Raw genomic sequence first — 17,780 nt, forward strand, 5'->3', positions numbered from 1 at the left:
GGTGCCGCGGATAGCTGAGTCGGCGGCGCGGTGTCACCCGGCCGGGGTCCGACGATTACAACGCCGCGCGGATCTCCGTCGCCGCCTGCTCTCCGTACGCCGCAGCGAGCCGCTCGCCTGCCGCGTCGGCGTCCCAGACCCAGCCCTGCGTCGACTCGCATTCGAGGACCAGTGTGGCGACCATGGCACCGAGTTGCGCGCTGCGCTCGAAACTCAGATTCTTGCTCAGACCGGTGAGGAAGCCCGCGCGGAAACCGTCGCCGACGCCGGTCGGATCCACCTGCTCGTTCACCGGGACGACGTCGACGTGAGTGACGGTGCCGTCGGTGTCGATGATGTCGACTCCACCGCCGCCCAGCGTGGTGACGCGCACGCCGACCAGCTTGGCGATGTCGTCGTCGGACAGCCCGGTCTTCTGCTTGAGCAGACCCCACTCGTACTCGTTCGTGAACAGGTACGCGGCACCGTCGATCAGTTCGCGGGCGGCGCCGCCGTCGAGGCGGGCCAGCTGCTGCGACGGGTCGGCGGCGAACGGGATGCCCTCGGCACGGCAGGCCGCGGTGTGGCGGGCCATCGCCGCGGGGTCGTCGGCGCCGATCAGGACCAGGTCCGGACGCTTGTCGGCGACGACCTGAGCGAGATCGATGTCGCCGGCCTCCGTCATCGCACCCGCGTAGAAGGTCGCCAGCTGCGCCATCGTCTCATCGGTGGTGCACATGAAACGCGCCGTGTGCTTGGTCGCCGATCGGTGGACGCCACGGCAGTCCACGCCGTGCGACGTGAGCCAGTTCTCGTACTCGTCGAAGTCGCCGCCCGCCGACGCGATCAGCAACGGCTCGTTGCCGAGGACGCCGAGCGCATAAGCGATGTTGCCGCCGACGCCCCCGCGGTGCAGGACCAGGTCCTCCACCAGGAAGCTGAGCGAGATGTGCTCGAGTTGGTCGGCGACGAGCTGGTCGGAGAACTTTCCGGGGAACTTCATCAGATGATCGGTCGCGAGGGATCCGCACACGGCAATGAACATTCGTCCAACGTAGTGGGATCTCGACTCCGCTCGGTCGGCGGGGTGCGCGCTCGATCGTCGGGGCGGGCGGACACGCCGGTCAGCGGGGGCGGGCGCACGCGGGTCGGCGGGCCGAGATGCACGTTCCCCGGAACGCCGACGGCCGCGACCCCGGAGGTGGGAGTCGCGGCCGTCGAAAGACCCGCGTCAGGTCAGTTGAACGAGTCGCCGCAGGCGCAGCTGCCGGTCGCGTTCGGGTTGTCGATGGTGAAGCCCTGCTTCTCGATGGTGTCGACGAAGTCGATCGTGGCGCCCTGCACGTACGGTGCGCTCATCCGGTCGACGGCCAGCTTGACGCCGCCGAAGTCCTGGACGATGTCGCCGTCGAGCTGGCGGTCGTCGAAGAAGAGCTGGTACCGCAGACCGGCGCAGCCACCCGGCTGGACGGCGATGCGCAGAGCCAGGTCGTCGCGGCCCTCCTGGTCGAGCAGACCCTTCGCCTTGGATGATGCGGCGTCGGTGAGCAGGACACCGGTGTCGGTGGTGGTTTCGTTCTCAACGGTCATGAGGCGCTCCTTGAATACGTCTGTCGTCGATCGGGGGACCCGGACCGGAGTCCGGCTCTGCGGTCTGACATCGTCAACGGTACCCGCACGTCGCCTATTCCCGCAGCAGGCCCCCGCGTCTGTCCGTCCAGATCCGCGCGACGTCGGAGGCCAACGCGAACAGCGACGGCCCGGCCTCAGCCATCGCGGCCTCCACCGACCCGGCGTGCTCGGTGACCGACCAGGCCCCGGCGACGCCGTCGATCGTCGGCTCACCGCGGATCTGCCCGGCCAGCACGAGGACCGGGACGTCTCCCGCATCGGCGGCGAGAGCGGCGATCACCTTGCCCCGAGCCGTCTGCGCATCGAATCTCCCCTCCCCGGTGAGGATCACATCGGCGGCCGTCAGTCGCGCCCGACGTCCGGTCGCCTCGGCGACGACGTCGGTTCCGGCCCGGCGCCGTCCGCCCACCGCGAACAACGCGACCCCGAGACCGCCCGCCGCGCCGGCGCCCGGTACGTCACGCGTATCCGGGCAGGCATCGGCGAGGTCGTCCGCCCACGCGGCCAGCCGCGCCTCGAGGAGCACGACGGCCTGCCCGTCGGCGCCCTTCTGCGGCCCGAACACCGCGGCGGCGCCGTCGGGCCCAAGCAGTGGATTGTCGACGTCGGAGGCGACGACGACGTCTATGTCGCGAAGCAGGTCGGCGGCGGCGCGCGCGCCGCCGAGCGCGTCGAGCGCACCGCGACCGCCGTCGGTGGTCGCGCTCCCGCCCAGACCGACGACGATCCGTCGCGCGCCGTCGTCGAGTGCGACGCGGATCAGTTCACCGACACCCGCTGTCGAGGCCGCCAGAGCCGTCGCGGTGGTCGGCGGTCCGCCGAGCAGCGGCAGGCCGCACGCCTGGGCTGCCTCGATGTAGACGACGCCGTCGTCGCTCACTCCGTAGTCGGCGTCCACCGGTTCGCCCAGCGGACCCGACACCTGAGCGGTCCGCACCGCCACCGCGCCGGCCGCCGCGAGCACCGCGACGAATCCGGGACCGCCGTCGGACTGGGGCAACAGGTCGACGGTGTCGTCCGGCCGCACCGACGACCACCCGTCGGCGATCGCTCGCGCCGCCTGCGTGGCGCTGAGCGTTCCGCCGAACTCGTCGGGTGCGACGACCACCGAGCACGGTGCCGTGTTGGCATATTGATCCATGCGAGGTAACCGTAGTGCCTCACCGCTCCCCGCCCGATTCCGACTCCGGCGTCGTGATCGCCTAGTCTCGATGATGTGAAACTGCCCTGGAAGTCCGATGCGACGAGCACCGACGACACCGTCGACGACGCCCAGACCACCGACGTCTCCGGCGACGACGTGAGCCTGAACAAGCCGAAGCAGACGCCCGGCAAGGGTCGCCCGACGCCGAAGCGCCGCGAAGCCGAGAACAAGCGGCGCGGTCCGGTGGCACCGCCGCCCGCGACACGCGCCGAGGCCCGCGCTCGCCGCAAGTCGCTGAAGCAGTCGATGACGAAGGACGAACGCAAGCAGATCTCGAACGAACGCCGCGAGAAGCGCTTGGAGCAGCGCGAGAAGATGATGGCGGGCGACGAGAAGTACCTGATGGCGCGCGATAAGGGTCCCGTGCGCAAGATGGCTCGCGACATCGTCGACTCGCGCCGCAACTTCGCCGGACTGTTCATGCCGTTCGCCGTCCTGCTGATCGTCGGCATCATGATCCCGTCGATCGCCGGAATCATGAACCTGCTGCTCCTGGCGTTCGTGGTCTTCATGGCCATCGATTCGGTGTTCCTGGGCCGCACGGTCAACAAGCGAGTCCGGGAACGCTACCCCGACACCCAGGACGGCGGTTTCAAGCTCGGCTGGTACTCGTTCAGCCGCGCCATGCAACTGCGGATGATGCGCGCGCCGAAGCCGGTCGTCAAGCCCGGCGACAAGGTGTAGTGGCCGTGGCTGTCCTGGTCCTGGGCGGAACCCGCTCGGGTAAGTCGGAGCATGCCGAGCAGCTGGTCTCCGGCGCCGAGTCCGTCCGTTACCTGGCTACCGGCCCCGCACACGACGACGACGCGTGGCGAGCTCGCGTTCAGGCGCATCGAGAGCGCCGGTCCGAGACGTTCGAGACCGTCGAGACCGCCGATCCGGCCGCCGAGCTGCGTGCCGACCCGACCGCGACGGTCCTCCTCGATGATCTCGGGACCTGGATCACCGGCGTGCTCGACGCGACCGGAGCGTGGACCGATCCCGCCGTGTCGATCGCCGATCGGGTGGACGATCTGTGCGCGGCCGTCGCCGACCACGTCGGACCGCTGGTCATCGTGAGCCCGGAAGTCGGGCTGTCGGTGGTCGCCGAGACCGCCGCGGGACGCCGCTTCGCGGACGAGCTCGGCGCGCTCAACAAGCAGATCGCCCGAGTGTGCGACGACGTCCGACTGGTCGTCGCGGGTCGAGTCGTGGATCTGCCCGCCGACGAGTCCGTCAGACCCGTGGCGTCCCCGGTCGTGGTCGCCGCGCCCGAACACCGCGCGGTCGCGTTCGCGGGCGCGGATGTGCCGGACGGCACCGATGCTGAGATCTTCGTGGCGATCGACCCGCCGGACACGGCGACGGCGCACGCCGCACGTGCGCGTCACCTCACGCTCACCAAGCCTCCCGGCTCGCTCAGCGTCCTCGAAGACCTGGGGATCTGGGCGTCCGCATGTCAGGGTCTGTGTCCGCCGCGTCGTATCGAGGCCGCCGCGGTCGCGGTGTTCGCGGGCGATCACGGCGTCGCGCGCGACGGCGTCTCCGCGTTTCCGCCCGAGGTGACCGCGCAGATGGTCGCGAACATCGCGGGAGGGGGCGCCGCGGTGAACGTCCTCGCGCGGCGAGTCGGCGCGAGCGTGCACGCTTTCGACCTCTCCGTCGACGCTGATCTCCCGGACGGACACACGGCGAACACCGCCTACAAGGTGCGCCGCGGCAGCGGCGATCTCCGCCGCGGCGAGGCGTTGACGATCGGTGAGGCGCGGCGCGCCGTCGCCGCCGGACGGGCGATCGCCGACGGACTCGTCGACTCCGGCGCCGACCTGCTGATCGCGGGCGACATGGGCATCGGCAACACCACTCCGGCCGCCGTCCTGATCGGCACTCTCACCGATCAGGAGCCGGTGGTGGTCGTCGGCCGCGGCACCGGGATCGACGACGAGACCTGGATCCGCAAGACCGCCGCGATCCGCGACGGCATGCGCCACGGCCGCCGCTACCGGAACGAGCCGCTCGCGCTGCTCGCCGCGGTCGGCGGAGCCGACCTCGCAGCCATGGCCGGTTTCTACGCTCAGGCCGCCGTCCGGAAGACTCCGGTGATCCTCGACGGCGTCGTCACGACGGCCGCCGCCCTCGTCGCCGAGCAGATGGCGCCCGGTGCGTCCACCTGGTGGCGAGCCGGACACCGCTCCACCGAGCCCGCGCACGACTTCGCGCTCAAGAACCTCGGGCTCACCCCGATCGTCGACATGTCGATGCGGTTGGGCGAGGGCACCGGCGCACTGACCGCCCTGTCGATGGTGTCGTCAGCCGTCGACATCCTGATCGACATGGCCACGTTCGACGAGGCCGGCGTCAGCGATGGGGATTAGCCGGGCGTTCTCCGGCGTCCACGTGGCGGTCAGCTGGCTGACCGTGGCTCCCCTCCCCTCCCCGCGCGTCGAGATGGACCGTCATAGCGGGGGCGCGGCGATCGCCGCCGTGCCGATCGTCGGGGCCCTGCTCGGCGGCGCCGCGGCCGCCGTCGCGTACGGTCTCTCGTTCACGAGGCTTCCCGATCTGCTGATCGGTGTTCTCGTGGTCGGGCTGCTCGCTCTGCTCACCCGCGGCATGCACGTCGACGGCCTCGCCGACACCGCCGACGGCCTCGGCTGCTACGGCGATCCCGAACGAGTGCGGCAGGTGATGCGCAGCGGCGACGTCGGTCCGTTCGGCGCGGCCACGCTCGCCGTCGTGCTCGGCGCGCAGGCCGTGGCGTTCGGCGCTCTCACCGCCGAGCACCGCTGGTGGGAGGTCCTGTTCGCGGTCGCTCTGGCCCGTGTCGCCGTCGTCTACGTGTGCCGCGTCGGTCTGCCTCCGGCGAACAGCACCGGATTCGGCGCTCTCGTCGCCGGGACGCAGAAGTGGTCGATCCTCGTGTGGACGGTGCTCGCCGCCGCGGCCGCCTGGCCGCTCGGCGTCCGCGCCCTGGTCGCGGTGGCCGTCACAGCCGTGGGCGCGACGGCGCTGTCGGCTCACTGCGTGCGGCGGATGGGCGGTGTCGCGGGCGATGTCCTCGGCGCCGCTATCGAGTCGTCGACGATGGTGACGCTGGTTCTGCTCCTCGTGTGAGACGGGCCGTGCGTCCGCCGGTCGCGACTCCGCTCGGTCGGCGGACAGGCCGCGACCGGACCGGCGGCCGACGGGCGCCGCGGCTACGGCGCGGGGTGCAGCGTCGTCATCCAGTTGTGCGTATCGGCGAAGGTGCCCCGCTGCAGGCCGGTGAGGGTGTCGCGCAGCGCCTTGGTGACCTCGCCGGTGTCACCGTCGGCGACCGTGTACTCGTCGGTGTCGGAGAGCACCCGACCGACCGGGGTGATGACTGCGGCGGTACCGCACGCGAACACCTCGCTGATCTCACCGGAGCGGACGGCGGAGGCTAGTTCACCGGTCGAGATCTTGCGCTCCTCCACGCCGTACCCCGCGTCGGCGGCCAAGGTGAGCAGCGAGTTGCGAGTCACGCCCGGCAGCAGCGACCCGCTCAGCTCGGGCGTCACCAGGCGGGCCTGCGAACCCGAACCGTAGACGAAGAACAGGTTCATGCCGCCCATCTCCTCGATGTAGCGGCGTTCGATCGCATCCAACCAGACCACCTGATCGCACCCCTTCTCCGCGGCCTGAGCCTGCGCGAGCAGCGATGCCGCGTAGTTGCCGCCGAACTTGGCCGCACCCGTGCCGCCCGGCGCCGCACGGACGTACTCGGTGCTCAGGTAGACGCTGACCGGCTTCAGACCGCCCGAGAAGTAGGCGCCTGCCGGCGAGGCGATCAGCACGTAACGGTAGTGATCGGCCGGGCGCACGCCCAGGCTCGGCTCCGTCGCGATCATGAACGGACGCAGGTACAGCGCCTCCTCGCCGCCGGCCGGCGGAACCCAGGCGTTGTCTACGGCGAGGATCTCGCGCAGAGACTGCACGAAGTCCTCGACCGGGAGCTCCGGCATGGCCAGTCGACGAGCCGAGGTCTGGAACCGCTCGGCGTTGGCTTCGGGGCGGAACGCCGCGATCGACCCGTCCGGCTGACGGTAGGCCTTCATGCCCTCGAAGATCTCCTGCGCGTAGTGCAGGACCATCGCCGCGGGATCGAGCGCGATGGGACCGTACGGGGTCACCCGCGCGCGATTCCATCCCTGCCCCCGATCGAAATCGATCGACACCATGTAGTCGGTGAAGTAGTTGCCGAAGCCCGGCGCGGCGAGGATCTCGGCGCGACGACCTTCAGAAACGGGATGGGGATGTTCGGTGCGGGAGAACTCCAAGGCCATGCCGACAATCCTAGCGCCGCACCGGGACCGCCCTCACGCGCACCCGAGCACAAACAGCGCGAGTCAGACATGCCCTTCGACGAACGGCGGCAGCACGACCTCGCACTCGAGCGCTCGTCCGCGCACATCGACCACTACGCTCGCACCCTTCTTGACGCCCGATGCGACGTCGATGAAGGCCAACGCGATGCCCTGTTTGAGGGTCGGTGAGAAGGTCCCCGACGTGCAGACCCCGATCTGCTCGCCGCCCGCCTCGAGGTGCACGGTGCACTCGGCCCGCGGCACGCCGCGACCGGTCGCCTTCAACCCGTACAGGCGACGGACCGGACCGGCGGCGCGTTCGGCGACGAGCGGCTCCCGACCGAAGAACTCCGGCTTGTCCCACCCGACGGCCCACGCGCTGCGCGCCTGTACCGGCGTGATGTCCACGCTGAGTTCATGGCCGTGCAGGGCGTAGCCCATCTCGGTGCGCAGCGTGTCACGGGCGCCGAGCCCGGCGGGCAGCCCGTCACGAGAGGTGACCTCCGCCGCCAGCGCGTCCCAGACCGCACCGGCGTCCGCCCAGCGGGGAAGCACCTCGTAGCCGTGCTCGCCGGTGTAACCGGTGCGGCACACGCGGACACCGTACGACGCACCGTCGACGGCCAGCTCCGCATCGGCGAACGCCATGTACTCCATCTCGGTGGGCAGGCCGAGCGCGGTGAGGACCTCCGCCGATCGGGGTCCCTGCACGGCGAACACGGCGTACTCACGGTGCAGGTCGGTGATCTCGATGTCGGCGGGCGCCACCGCGCGCAGACGATCCAGGACGGCGGCCGTGTTCGCGGCGTTCGGAATGAGGAACACCTCGTCGTCACCGACCAGGTAGGTGATCAGATCGTCGATCACCCCGCCCTCGTCGGTGCAGCACATCGTGTACTGCGCCTTGCCCGCCGCGATCTTGCCGAGGTCGTTGGTGAGCGTGCGGTTGACGAACGCGGCCGCACCGGGGCCCGCCACGAGCGCCTTCCCCAGGTGACTGACGTCGAAGATCCCCACCGCGCTGCGGACGGCGTTGTGCTCGGCGACGGTGCCCGAGTAGGCGACTGGCATGTCCCATCCGCCGAATTCGGCGAACGATGCTCCGAGGGCGACGTGGCGATCGGCGATGGGGCCGGCGAGGAGTTCACTCATGCCCGATACCGTAACGGGTCCGGTGAACGCCGTCACCGCCCTGTGGCAGAGTTGACTTCTGTGAGCAGCAACGATTTCTCCGCCCGCGAACGCGGCCCGCGCATCGAACTGACCACCGCCCTCGCCAAGGACGACGACGTCCTGGTGATCGGCCTCATCGCACCGGAGTCCGACGGTGACCAGCCGAGCATGCTGATCACCGACGACCTGTTCGACGATTCGACCGCGGAGTCCGTGTCGGAAGCCCTCGCCGCCCTCGACGCGACCGGCAAGTCCGGTGAACTCACCGTGGTGCCCGCCCCGGCAGCGCTGCCGGTGAGCCGCATCGTCGCCGTGGGTCTCGGTACCGACACCGACGACGCCGAAGCACTCCGCAAGGCCGCCGGGGACGCCGCCCGCGGACTCGACGGTTCCGCCACGGTCGTCACCGCCCTCTCGGCAGCCGGTGTCGGTCCGATCGCCGAAGGCTTCTACCTCGGCGCCTACCGGTTCGACGAGTACCGCACCGAGAAGTCGCGCTCCGAGAAGCGCCCGCCGTCGCAGATCCGCCTCCTGGCCGCGAAGACGAAGGAGAACAGGGCAGCGCTCGACCACGCGCTGATCGTCGCCGACTCGGTGGCGATGGCCCGCGACCTGGTGAACACACCGCCGAGCCACCTGTACCCGGCCGAGTTCGCCGAACGCGCGCGGGTGCTGGGCAGCCAGGCCGGCCTGCGCGTGGAGATCCTCGACGACGTCGAGTTGGAGAAGTCGGGCTACGGCGGCATCGTCGGAGTCGGCAAGGGCAGCTCGCGTCCGCCCCGACTCGTCCGCCTGATCCACGAGGCCAAGGGCTCCGACAAGACCGTCGCCCTCGTCGGCAAGGGCATCACCTTCGACACCGGCGGCATCTCGATCAAGCCCGCCGCGGGCATGGAGGCGATGACCTCAGACATGGGCGGCGCCGCCGCCGTCGTCGCCACCGCCGTCGCCGCGGCCAGGCTCGACGTGAACGTCACCGTCATCGCAACGGTGCCGATGGCCGAGAACATGCCGTCGGGCACCGCGCAACGGCCCGGCGACGTGCTCACCCAGTACGGCGGCATCACCGTCGAGGTCCTCAACACCGATGCCGAGGGTCGACTGGTCCTCGCCGACGCGATCGTCCGCGCCTGCGAAGACGACCCCGACTATCTCATCGACACGGCCACGCTGACCGGCGCCCAGATGGTCGCACTGGGCAACCGCACCCCCGGCGTGATGGGCACCGACGGGTTCCGCGATCGGGTCGCCGCGATCTCCCAGGAGATCGGCGAGAACGGCTGGCCGATGCCGTTGCCCGCGGAGATCCGCCGCGATCTCGACTCACGGGTGGCCGACCTCGCCAATGTCACCAACAACCGATGGGGCGGAATGCTCGCCGCGGCGATCTTCTTGCGCGAGTTCGTCGCCGACGGCGTCGAGTGGGCGCACATCGACGTCGCGGGGCCTGCCTTCAACTCGGGCGGCCCGTGGGGTTACACCCCCAAGGGCGGCACCGGAGTGCCGGTCCGGACGATGATCGCGGCCGTCGAGGACGTCGCCGCGAACGGGTGAGAGACGTCCCACAACCGCTACTCGCCGGTAGGTGGTGGACTCCCCTGAAGGCTTCACAGGTTGCGGGTACTGTGAAGCGCGGGAGTCGGTCGATCCACCGCCTGCAGCAATTCGAGCGCATACCCTCGCGCCCGGAGAGAACCCGCGTCGGCTTGACCGAACACAACCAGAGTTCACGAGTTTAGGGAGTCACACGTAATGGCCTTCTCTGTCGAGATGCCCGCACTGGGTGAAAGCGTCACCGAGGGAACTGTCACCCAATGGCTGAAGCAGGAAGGCGACACCGTCGAAGTCGACGAGCCCCTGCTCGAAGTGTCGACCGACAAGGTCGACACCGAGATCCCGTCGCCGGTCGCAGGCGTCCTGACCTCGATCGTCGCCCATGAGGACGACGTCGTCGAGGTCGGCGGTCAGCTCGCGCTGATCGGCGAGGCAGGCGAAGCCGCACCCGACGCCCCGGCACCCGCCGCCGAGCCGGAACCCGAACCCGCCCCGGCTCCCGAGCCCGCCCAGGAACCGGCCGCCGCAACCGACGCCCCGGCACCGGCCGCTGCTCCCTCCGGTTCGGCGTCGGGCACCGATGTGACGATGCCCGAGCTGGGCGAGTCGGTCACCGAGGGCACCGTCACCAACTGGCTCAAGCAGGTCGGCGACACCGTCGAGGTCGACGAGCCGCTGCTGGAGGTCTCCACCGACAAGGTCGACACCGAGATCCCGTCGCCGGTCGCCGGTGTGCTCCTGGAGATCGTGGCCGACACCGACGACGTCGTCGAGGTCGGCGGTCGCCTGGCCGTCGTCGGCGACCAGAACGCCGCCCCCGCGGCCGCTGCTCCGGCCGCTCCGGAGCCGACGCCGGCTCCCGAGCCCACCCCGGCCGCCGCACCGGCCGCACCTGCGCCGACTCCCGCACCGGCTCCCGCCCCTGCCGCCGCACCGACGCCCGCTGCTCCGGTCGCCGAATCGGCGCCCGCCGCTCCGGCGACCGTCGAGTCGACGCCGTACGTGACTCCCCTGGTCCGTAAGCTGGCCGCCGAGAACGACATCGATCTGTCGACGGTCACCGGCACCGGTGTCGGCGGCCGCATCCGCAAGCAGGACGTGCTCGCCGCCGCCGAGGCCAAGAAGGCTCCGGCCGCACCGGCAGCGCCCGCCGCCGCACCGGCGGCCCCCGCGGCCGCTCCCACCGCGAACCCGGAGCTGGCCGCGCTGCGCGGAACCACGCAGAAGATCAACCGCATCCGCCAGATCACCGCCGCCAAGACCCGCGAATCGCTGCAGACCAGCGCTCAGCTCACGCAGGTCCACGAGGTCGACATGACGCGCATCGCGACCCTGCGCAAGTCGGCCAAGGCCACGTTCCAGGCCGCCGAGGGCGTCAACCTCACGTTCCTGCCGTTCTTCGCCAAGGCCGTCGTCGAGGCGCTGAAGGTGCACCCGAACGTCAACGCGTCGATCGACGAAGCCGCCAAGGAGATCACCTACCACGCGAACGTTCACCTGGGCATCGCCGTCGACACTCCGCAGGGTCTGCTCTCGCCGGTCATCCACAACGCCGACGACCTGTCGCTGGCGGGGCTCGCCCGGGCGATCGCCGACATCGCCGACCGTGCGCGCAACGGCGGACTGAAGCCCGACGAACTCGCCGGCGGCACCTTCACCATCACCAACATCGGCAGCCAGGGCGCCCTGTTCGACACCCCGATCCTGGTTCCGCCGCAGGCGGCGATGCTCGGGACCGGCGCGATCGTCAAGCGCCCGGTGGTCCTCACCGGCGACGACGGCACCGAGTCGATCGCCGCTCGGTCGATGGCCTACCTGCCGCTGACCTACGATCACCGCCTGATCGACGGCGCCGACGCCGGTCGTTTCCTGACCACCGTCCGCCAGCGTCTGGAAGCGGCGGAGTTCGCCGCCGATCTGGGACTGTAAGACGTCCGAGAAGTCGTGACCGCCGTCCGTGGCGACCAGCAGGTCGCCGCGGGCGGCGGTTGTCGTCTGGCCCGGAATATTCTGCGCCCCAACCGGTGTTGAACGTCGTGGCCGTCATTCCCTCCCCGCCCTCGTCCCTGGAGTACCGCAGTGCGCAACGGATCCGCCCGGCTGAGCAGTGAACCCATCGAGGTTCGTCGTCTCGGCGTCGTCGACTATCAGGACGCGTACGCGCTCCAGCACGAGCTGGCCGACCGGCGCGCCTCCGAAGAACTCGACCACGATGTGATGCTCCTCCTGGAGCATCCGTCGGTGTACACGGCGGGCAAACGCACCGAGGACTCCGACCGTCCCACCAACGGCGCACCGGTGATCGACGTCGATCGCGGCGGCCGCATCACCTGGCACGGTCCCGGCCAACTCGTCGGGTACCCGATCGTCAAGCTCGCCGAGCCGGTCGACGTCGTCGACTACGTCCGTAGACTCGAGGAGGCACTCATCCGGCTCTGCGCCGCCCACGGTGTCGCCACCGGTCGGGTCGACGGACGCTCCGGCGTCTGGATTCGCGACGAGGCGGGCGAGCGCAAGCTCGGCCAGATCGGGATCCGGGTGGCCAAGGGGGTCACGCTGCACGGCTTCGCCCTCAACATCGACCCCGACATGACCGTGTTCGACGCGATCGTCCCGTGCGGCATCGCCGACGCGGGCGTCACGTCGATCGTCAAGGAGACCGGCGCGCCGCTGGCAGTCGACGACGTCCTCGACGAGGTGACCGCCTTGATCACCGCGTGTCTGGACGACGAGACGCCGCCGTCGCCCGGACACACCGACGACACCCTCGCATCCGCCCCCGCAACCGTAGGAACCCCGCAGTGACCGCAACACCCGCCACCCCGTCCCCCGCTTCCGGTTCGCCCGCCGACGCGCCGTCCGGGCGCAAGCTGCTCCGCCTGGAGGTGCGCAACGCCGAGACCCCGATCGAGCGCAAACCCAAGTGGATCAAGACCCGCGCGACGATGGGACCGGAGTACACCGAACTCAAATCCCTGGTCAAGGGCGAGGGCCTGCACACCGTCTGCGAAGAGGCCGGCTGCCCCAACATCTACGAGTGCTGGGAGGACCGCGAGGCCACCTTCCTCATCGGCGGCGAGCAGTGCACCCGCCGCTGCGACTTCTGCCAGATCGACACCGGTAAGCCCGCCGCCCTCGACCGCGACGAACCGCGCCGCGTCGCCGAGTCGGTCCGGTCGATGGGCCTGCGCTACTCGACCATCACCGGAGTCGCCCGCGACGATCTGCCCGACGAGGGCGTCTGGCTCTACGCCGAGACCGTCCGCAAGATCCACGAACTCAACCCCGGCACCGGTGTGGAGAACCTCATCCCGGACTTCCACGCCAAGCCCGACCTGCTCGCCGAGGTCTTCGAATCCCGCCCCGAGGTCCTCGCACACAACCTGGAGACCGTACCGCGCATCTTCAAGCGCATCCGGCCGGCGTTCCGCTATGAGCGCTCCCTCGACGTGCTGACCCAGGCTCGCGACTTCGGCCTGGTGACCAAGTCGAACCTCATCCTGGGCATGGGTGAGACGCCCGAGGAGATCCGGGAGGCGCTGCGCGACCTGCACGAGGCGGGCTGCGACATCGTGACGATCACCCAGTACCTGCGCCCGTCGCCGCGGCACCACCCGGTGGAGCGCTGGGTCAAGCCGGAGGAGTTCGTCGAGCACTCGCAGTACGCCGAGGAGATCGGGTTCGCCGGCGTCATGGCCGGGCCGCTGGTGCGCTCCTCGTACCGTGCCGGCCGGCTGTACGCGCAGGCCATGGCCCGCCACGGCCGCGAACTGGCTCCCGAACTGGCCCACCTGACGGCCGAGGGATCCACCGCCCAGGAAGCCTCGAGCGTCCTCGCCCGCATGGCGAACTGATCGACCTCAGCAGAGCAGCGCCCGTCCGCGTCGACCGCGGTCGGGCGCTGCTCTCGTCGTGGAGGACCCACCCCGCCTCCGGGAGCGATTCCGCTGCGACCGGGTCCGGCGACGCCCCGTAGACTGTCTGTCATGGCGAAGGCGCAAGACAAAGCGAGTAAAGAGGCGAAGGCGGCCGCGAAGGCCGCACGCAAGGCGGCCAGCAAGGAGCGCCGACAGCAGATCTGGCAGGCGTTCCAGATGCAGCGCAAGGACGACAAGGCACTCATCCCGCTGATGGCCGGGATCATCGTCGTCGTGACGGCGATCTTCGTCGTGCTCGCGCTGTTCGCCCACATCGGTCCGTGGTGGCTGTGGGGCCCGCTGGGTCTGATCCTCGGCGTGCTGATCTCCTTCATCGTCTTCGGCCGCCGCGTGCAGAAGACCGTGTACCGCAAGGCCGACGGTCAGCCGGGCGCGGCCGGCTGGGCACTGAGCAACATCAAGGGCCAGTGGCGTGTGCAGCAGGCCGTCGTCGGCACGTCGCACCTGGACGCGGTGCACCGCGTCATCGGCAAGCCGGGCGTCATCCTGGTCGGTGAGGGGCAGGCGAGCCGCGTCAAGCCGCTGCTGGCGCAGGAGAAGAAGAAGGCCGCGCGCGTCGTCGGCGACACTCCGATCTACGAACTGATCGTCGGCAACGGCGAGGGCGAGATCCCGTTGTCGAAGCTCGAACGCCACATCCGCAAGCTGCCCGGCAACATCGACCGTAAGCGCATGGACGCCCTCGAAGGACGTCTCTCGGCGCTCAAGGCCAAGGGTTCCGGCGGTGCGGCGATGCCGAAGGGTCCGATGCCGCAGGGCGCCAAGATGCGCAGCGCCGCGCGTACCGTCCGTCGCCGCTGATCGTCCCCGCAGACCGATCTGCTCCCGCTCGCCGTCGCGAGCGGGAGCAGATCCCGTTTGCGGCCCTGGACAGACCGGACAGAGGTGCGCGTCCCGCGCGCGGACACCCTCGGCGCGGGTCTGTGACCGCGATGAACGCTGTCGGTTCTCAGCCGCGGGTGCGCACCAGCGCGGTGCCGGTGGCGCGGTCGGCCATGGAGCGGCCGTTGAAGTCGTTGATGAGGGCGGGGACGGCGAAACTGATCAGAATCTGGCGGGCCAGCGCACGCACCGGTCCGACGGCGGCGCGCGGCACCTCGCCCGCGGCCTCCTGGGCGCCGCGCTGCGGGCCGTAGTCGACGCGTGCGACACGCAATCCCGTGATGAACTGCCCCGGCGTGAAGCCGAAGAGGCTCACCGTGATCACGCCGATCACGAACCAGACGATGAGGACGGTGGTCCCGATACTGCTGCCGTAGCCGACGATCAGCAGCCCGATTCCGTACGCGATCAACCAGTCGACGAGGAGTCCGAGGACGCGGTGCCAACCGGTCGCGAGCGCACCGACGCCCCGTTCGGGGAGACCGAGATCCTGACCGCGGAAGTCGTTGTCCTGACCGCCGGGCATCTGGGCGCCGGAGAGCCATCCCCCTATCGTCCGCCGCGACTGCTGCTCCTCACGCCCTGCAACCATGGGTCCATGGTAGCGGTGCCGCGCGGTAATCCAATTCCGGTGACCACCGGCACACCCGTGGCCATCACGGCACATGCGTCGAGGCGAGGCGACTAACCTGTAACACGTCGCCCGTGACGTAACACAGGGGAAACATTCACTTGACGCCCGGGCAACCTCACCTCCATAGATTTTTCGGTGAGAGTCGCACCGGCCGGACCCGGTCGCCTGCGACCTGCGGTCAGAGGTTCTGGCCGGAAGTTTTGAATGAAGGAGTCAGGCCCACCGTGTACACCACGAACGAAGAGCTGCTCGAAGGAATCAAGTCCGAAGGCGTCGAGTACGTCGACATCCGCTTCTGCGACCTGCCGGGCACCATGCAGCACTTCTCGATCCCCGCCGCAGCGTTCGACGAGGACGTCTTCACCGAGGGCCTGGCGTTCGACGGATCGTCGATCCGCGGTTTCCAGTCGATCGACGAATCGGACATGATGCTGCTGCCCGACCCGGCGACGGCGCGCATCGACCCGTTCCGCAAGGCCAAGACGATGAACATCAACTTCTTCGTCCACGATCCCTTCACGCGCGAGGCCTACAGCCGCGACCCACGCAACGTCGCGCGCAAGGCCGAGGACTACCTGCTCTCGACCGGCATCGCCGACACCTGCTTCTTCGGCGCCGAGGCCGAGTTCTACATCTTCGACTCCGTCTCGTTCAGCTCCGAGATGAACTCCACGCACTACGAGGTGGAGGCCGAGGCCGGCTGGTGGAACGCCGCGTCGCCGACGAACCCGGACGGCACCCCCAACCTGGGCTACAAGGTCCGCTCGAAGGGCGGGTACTTCCCCGTCGCACCGTACGACCACCACGTCGACCTGCGCGACGAGATGTCCGGTCACCTGACGGCGTCGGGCTTCGAACTCGAGCGCGGCCACCACGAGGTCGGCACCGGCGGCCAGGCCGAGATCAACTACAAGTTCAACACGCTGCTGCACGCCGCGGACGACGTCCAGCTGTTCAAGTACATCATCAAGAACACCGCCTGGCAGCACGGCAAGTCGGCCACGTTCATGCCGAAGCCGCTGTTCGGCGACAACGGTTCGGGCATGCACGCGCACCAGTCGCTGTGGAAGGACGGCAAGCCGCTGTTCCACGACGAGTCGGGTTACGCCGGGCTCTCGGACGTCGCCCGTCACTACATCGGCGGCATCCTGCACCACGCGCCGTCGCTGCTGGCGTTCACCAACCCGACGATCAACTCGTACAAGCGTCTGGTGCCCGGCTACGAGGCTCCGATCAACCTCGTCTACAGCCAGCGCAACCGCAGTGCATGCGTCCGCATCCCGGTGACCGGCAACAACCCGAAGGCCAAGCGCGTCGAGTTCCGCTGCCCGGACAGCTCCGGCAACCCGTACCTCGCGTTCGCCGCCATGATGATGGCGGGTATCGACGGCGTGAAGAACAAGATCGAACCGCACGAGCCCGTCGACAAGGACCTCTACGAGCTTCCGCCGGAGGAGGCCAAGGGCATCCCCCAGGCCCCGACCTCGCTGGCCGCCGTCATCGACCGCCTCGAGCACGATCACGACTACCTCACCACGGGCGGCGTGTTCACCGAGGACCTCATCGAGACCTGGGTGTCGCTCAAGCGCGAGAACGAGATCGAACCGATCCAGGTCCGTCCGCACCCGTACGAGTTCTCGCTCTACTACGACTGCTGACCTCTGAGCTGCTAGGACTGCTTATCAGTCCGCAATAGAATCGACCCGCTCCGCGATTGCCTTTCCAATCACCGAGCGGGTCGATTCGTCTGCGTCGGCCCAGAGGTGTGCATGTGTGTCCATCGTCGTCCGTGCTGACTTGTGCCGTCGATCGTGAAAGCCGAACGACTCCGGCAGGCCGTCGGCCTTCACCTTTAGCCGCTCGTTCCACATAGGAATGTGTTTGACACCAGATCCTCGGAGCTGATCTGTACCCCCGTGCAATTCGCGGCGACCGCTAGGGATCCATCGAGAACATGGAATTTGCCGTCAGGTTGGGGGCCTTCTTGTTCAGGATCCAGGCCAGCTTCTCTCATAAGGGTTGCCCAGACTGTTCTATCCTCAATCAACGCTGATTCGCCTAGCAGGGGGTCGAAATCTGCGATCTCAGTACTGTCAGTCCAGATGCATACGCGTGACACAGCGTTGACGTTCCTATGGAGGGTGACTGCCGTGCGGCCCGTAGAGAGACTGGACAGGATGCGCTTCGTACTTCCGGCGGTGTTGTTGGGGGCGATTGCCAACGCGGCGGTTCCGCACGCTGCAGTCCCGACGCAGTCTTGGTAATCCCAACTCTGCTCGTTGACCGCACTGAGTCCTGTGACGCTGGACAGATCGTGGCCTGTCAGTGCGTCGAGCAGTTCCGTCGACTCACAGTCTGTAACGAGGGTGATGCAGTATGCGACCCCGAGCCATGGGTACCGCTCCTCAATCCACTCGAAGTCGCGGTATGTGTAAGACATACTGCTGATGCTCGCATACCCGCAAGCCGGAAAATCCGCC

General features: G+C 69.1%; 16 protein-coding genes. 9 read left to right on the forward strand and 7 right to left on the reverse strand.

Annotation, left to right across the window (positions count from 1 at the left end):
• Positions 1–55: 55 nt before the first annotated feature.
• The 3 genes from BKA16_RS17395 to BKA16_RS17405 form a co-directional block, all read right to left on the reverse strand.
• Complete coding sequence (locus BKA16_RS17395; RefSeq protein ID WP_183371854.1) at positions 56–1,024, reverse strand: carbohydrate kinase family protein; 969 nt, start codon at positions 1,022–1,024, stop codon at positions 56–58.
• 191 nt (positions 1,025–1,215) lie between these two features.
• Entirely contained in the window at positions 1,216–1,569 is a 354-nt protein-coding gene (locus BKA16_RS17400; protein WP_183371855.1) for a HesB/IscA family protein, read from the reverse strand.
• 94 nt (positions 1,570–1,663) lie between these two features.
• Positions 1,664–2,752: a glycerate kinase family protein gene (locus BKA16_RS17405; RefSeq protein WP_183371856.1), complete on the reverse strand. Its 1,089-nt coding sequence runs from the start codon at positions 2,750–2,752 to the stop codon at positions 1,664–1,666.
• A 75-nt stretch (positions 2,753–2,827) separates the two neighbouring features.
• Between BKA16_RS17405 and BKA16_RS17410 the strand changes: the two genes are divergently transcribed.
• Genes BKA16_RS17410 through BKA16_RS17420 form a run of 3 tightly spaced genes read left to right on the forward strand, consistent with a single transcriptional unit; the run spans position 2,828 to position 5,908 of the window.
• Positions 2,828–3,499 carry a DUF3043 domain-containing protein gene (locus tag BKA16_RS17410; protein ID WP_183371857.1) on the forward strand — a complete coding sequence of 224 codons (672 nt, stop codon included), beginning with the start codon at positions 2,828–2,830 and terminating at the stop codon, positions 3,497–3,499.
• Positions 3,500–3,504: 5 nt separating this feature from the next.
• Positions 3,505–5,169 (forward strand): nicotinate-nucleotide--dimethylbenzimidazole phosphoribosyltransferase, encoded by a 1,665-nt coding sequence (cobT, locus tag BKA16_RS17415; RefSeq protein WP_183371858.1) that lies wholly within the window; start codon positions 3,505–3,507, stop codon positions 5,167–5,169.
• Positions 5,159–5,908, forward strand: coding sequence for an adenosylcobinamide-GDP ribazoletransferase (locus BKA16_RS17420; RefSeq protein ID WP_183371859.1), 750 nt, complete (start codon positions 5,159–5,161; stop codon positions 5,906–5,908). The genes cobT and BKA16_RS17420 overlap by 11 nt, the downstream gene beginning before the upstream one ends.
• 83 nt (positions 5,909–5,991) lie before the next feature.
• Here BKA16_RS17420 and BKA16_RS17425 read toward each other — a convergent pair whose 3' ends face one another.
• A complete protein-coding gene (locus tag BKA16_RS17425) occupies positions 5,992–7,098 on the reverse strand; it encodes a branched-chain amino acid aminotransferase (RefSeq protein WP_183371860.1) in 1,107 nt (368 codons plus the stop codon).
• A 63-nt stretch (positions 7,099–7,161) separates the two neighbouring features.
• Positions 7,162–8,271, reverse strand: coding sequence for a glycine cleavage system aminomethyltransferase GcvT (gcvT, locus tag BKA16_RS17430; protein WP_183371861.1), 1,110 nt, complete (start codon positions 8,269–8,271; stop codon positions 7,162–7,164).
• Positions 8,272–8,331: 60 nt separating this feature from the next.
• On the opposite strand from gcvT, the gene BKA16_RS17435 reads away from it, so the two are divergent.
• The 5 genes from BKA16_RS17435 (at position 8,332) to BKA16_RS17455 (ending at position 14,585) form a co-directional block, all read left to right on the forward strand.
• Positions 8,332–9,846 carry a leucyl aminopeptidase gene (locus tag BKA16_RS17435; protein WP_183371862.1) on the forward strand — a complete coding sequence of 505 codons (1,515 nt, stop codon included), beginning with the start codon at positions 8,332–8,334 and terminating at the stop codon, positions 9,844–9,846.
• Positions 9,847–10,044: 198 nt separating this feature from the next.
• The gene (sucB, locus tag BKA16_RS17440; protein ID WP_183371863.1) at positions 10,045–11,775 is read left to right on the forward strand and encodes a 2-oxoglutarate dehydrogenase, E2 component, dihydrolipoamide succinyltransferase; all 1,731 of its coding nucleotides are present in this window, start codon (positions 10,045–10,047) and stop codon (positions 11,773–11,775) included.
• A gap of 150 nt (positions 11,776–11,925) precedes the next feature.
• Positions 11,926–12,651, forward strand: a complete 726-nt coding sequence (lipB, locus tag BKA16_RS17445; protein WP_183371864.1) for a lipoyl(octanoyl) transferase LipB — start codon at positions 11,926–11,928, stop codon at positions 12,649–12,651.
• Positions 12,648–13,700 carry a lipoyl synthase gene (lipA, locus tag BKA16_RS17450; protein ID WP_183371865.1) on the forward strand — a complete coding sequence of 351 codons (1,053 nt, stop codon included), beginning with the start codon at positions 12,648–12,650 and terminating at the stop codon, positions 13,698–13,700. The genes lipB and lipA overlap by 4 nt, the downstream gene beginning before the upstream one ends.
• Positions 13,701–13,832: 132 nt before the next feature.
• Positions 13,833–14,585: a DUF4191 domain-containing protein gene (locus BKA16_RS17455; RefSeq protein ID WP_183371866.1), complete on the forward strand. Its 753-nt coding sequence runs from the start codon at positions 13,833–13,835 to the stop codon at positions 14,583–14,585.
• Between the two features lie 148 nt (positions 14,586–14,733).
• Here BKA16_RS17455 and BKA16_RS17460 read toward each other — a convergent pair whose 3' ends face one another.
• The gene (locus BKA16_RS17460) at positions 14,734–15,258 is read right to left on the reverse strand and encodes an RDD family protein (RefSeq protein WP_382425329.1); all 525 of its coding nucleotides are present in this window, start codon (positions 15,256–15,258) and stop codon (positions 14,734–14,736) included.
• A gap of 266 nt (positions 15,259–15,524) precedes the next feature.
• Between BKA16_RS17460 and glnA the strand changes: the two genes are divergently transcribed.
• Complete coding sequence (gene glnA, locus BKA16_RS17465) at positions 15,525–16,958, forward strand: type I glutamate--ammonia ligase (protein WP_183371867.1); 1,434 nt, start codon at positions 15,525–15,527, stop codon at positions 16,956–16,958.
• A gap of 194 nt (positions 16,959–17,152) precedes the next feature.
• Here glnA and BKA16_RS24335 read toward each other — a convergent pair whose 3' ends face one another.
• Positions 17,153–17,740 (reverse strand): DUF6461 domain-containing protein, encoded by a 588-nt coding sequence (locus BKA16_RS24335; protein ID WP_221246904.1) that lies wholly within the window; start codon positions 17,738–17,740, stop codon positions 17,153–17,155.
• Positions 17,741–17,780 lie beyond the last annotated feature (40 nt).

Origin of the sequence: Gordonia humi (assembly GCF_014197435.1) — a bacterium.
Lineage (GTDB): Bacteria > Actinomycetota > Actinomycetes > Mycobacteriales > Mycobacteriaceae > Gordonia > Gordonia humi.

Coding starts and splice junctions, on each gene's coding strand:
- BKA16_RS17455 (WP_183371866.1), top strand. CDS start 13,833: ATGGCGAAGGCGCAAGACAAAGCGAGTAAAGAGGCGAAGGCGGCCGCG.
- BKA16_RS24335 (WP_221246904.1), bottom strand. CDS start 17,740: ATGTCTTACACATACCGCGACTTCGAGTGGATTGAGGAGCGGTACCCA.
- BKA16_RS17395 (WP_183371854.1), bottom strand. CDS start 1,024: ATGTTCATTGCCGTGTGCGGATCCCTCGCGACCGATCATCTGATGAAG.
- BKA16_RS17420 (WP_183371859.1), top strand. CDS start 5,159: ATGGGGATTAGCCGGGCGTTCTCCGGCGTCCACGTGGCGGTCAGCTGG.
- BKA16_RS17460 (WP_382425329.1), bottom strand. CDS start 15,258: ATGGTTGCAGGGCGTGAGGAGCAGCAGTCGCGGCGGACGATAGGGGGA.
- BKA16_RS17405 (WP_183371856.1), bottom strand. CDS start 2,752: ATGGATCAATATGCCAACACGGCACCGTGCTCGGTGGTCGTCGCACCC.
- gcvT (WP_183371861.1), bottom strand. CDS start 8,271: ATGAGTGAACTCCTCGCCGGCCCCATCGCCGATCGCCACGTCGCCCTC.
- sucB (WP_183371863.1), top strand. CDS start 10,045: ATGGCCTTCTCTGTCGAGATGCCCGCACTGGGTGAAAGCGTCACCGAG.
- BKA16_RS17400 (WP_183371855.1), bottom strand. CDS start 1,569: ATGACCGTTGAGAACGAAACCACCACCGACACCGGTGTCCTGCTCACC.
- BKA16_RS17425 (WP_183371860.1), bottom strand. CDS start 7,098: ATGGCCTTGGAGTTCTCCCGCACCGAACATCCCCATCCCGTTTCTGAA.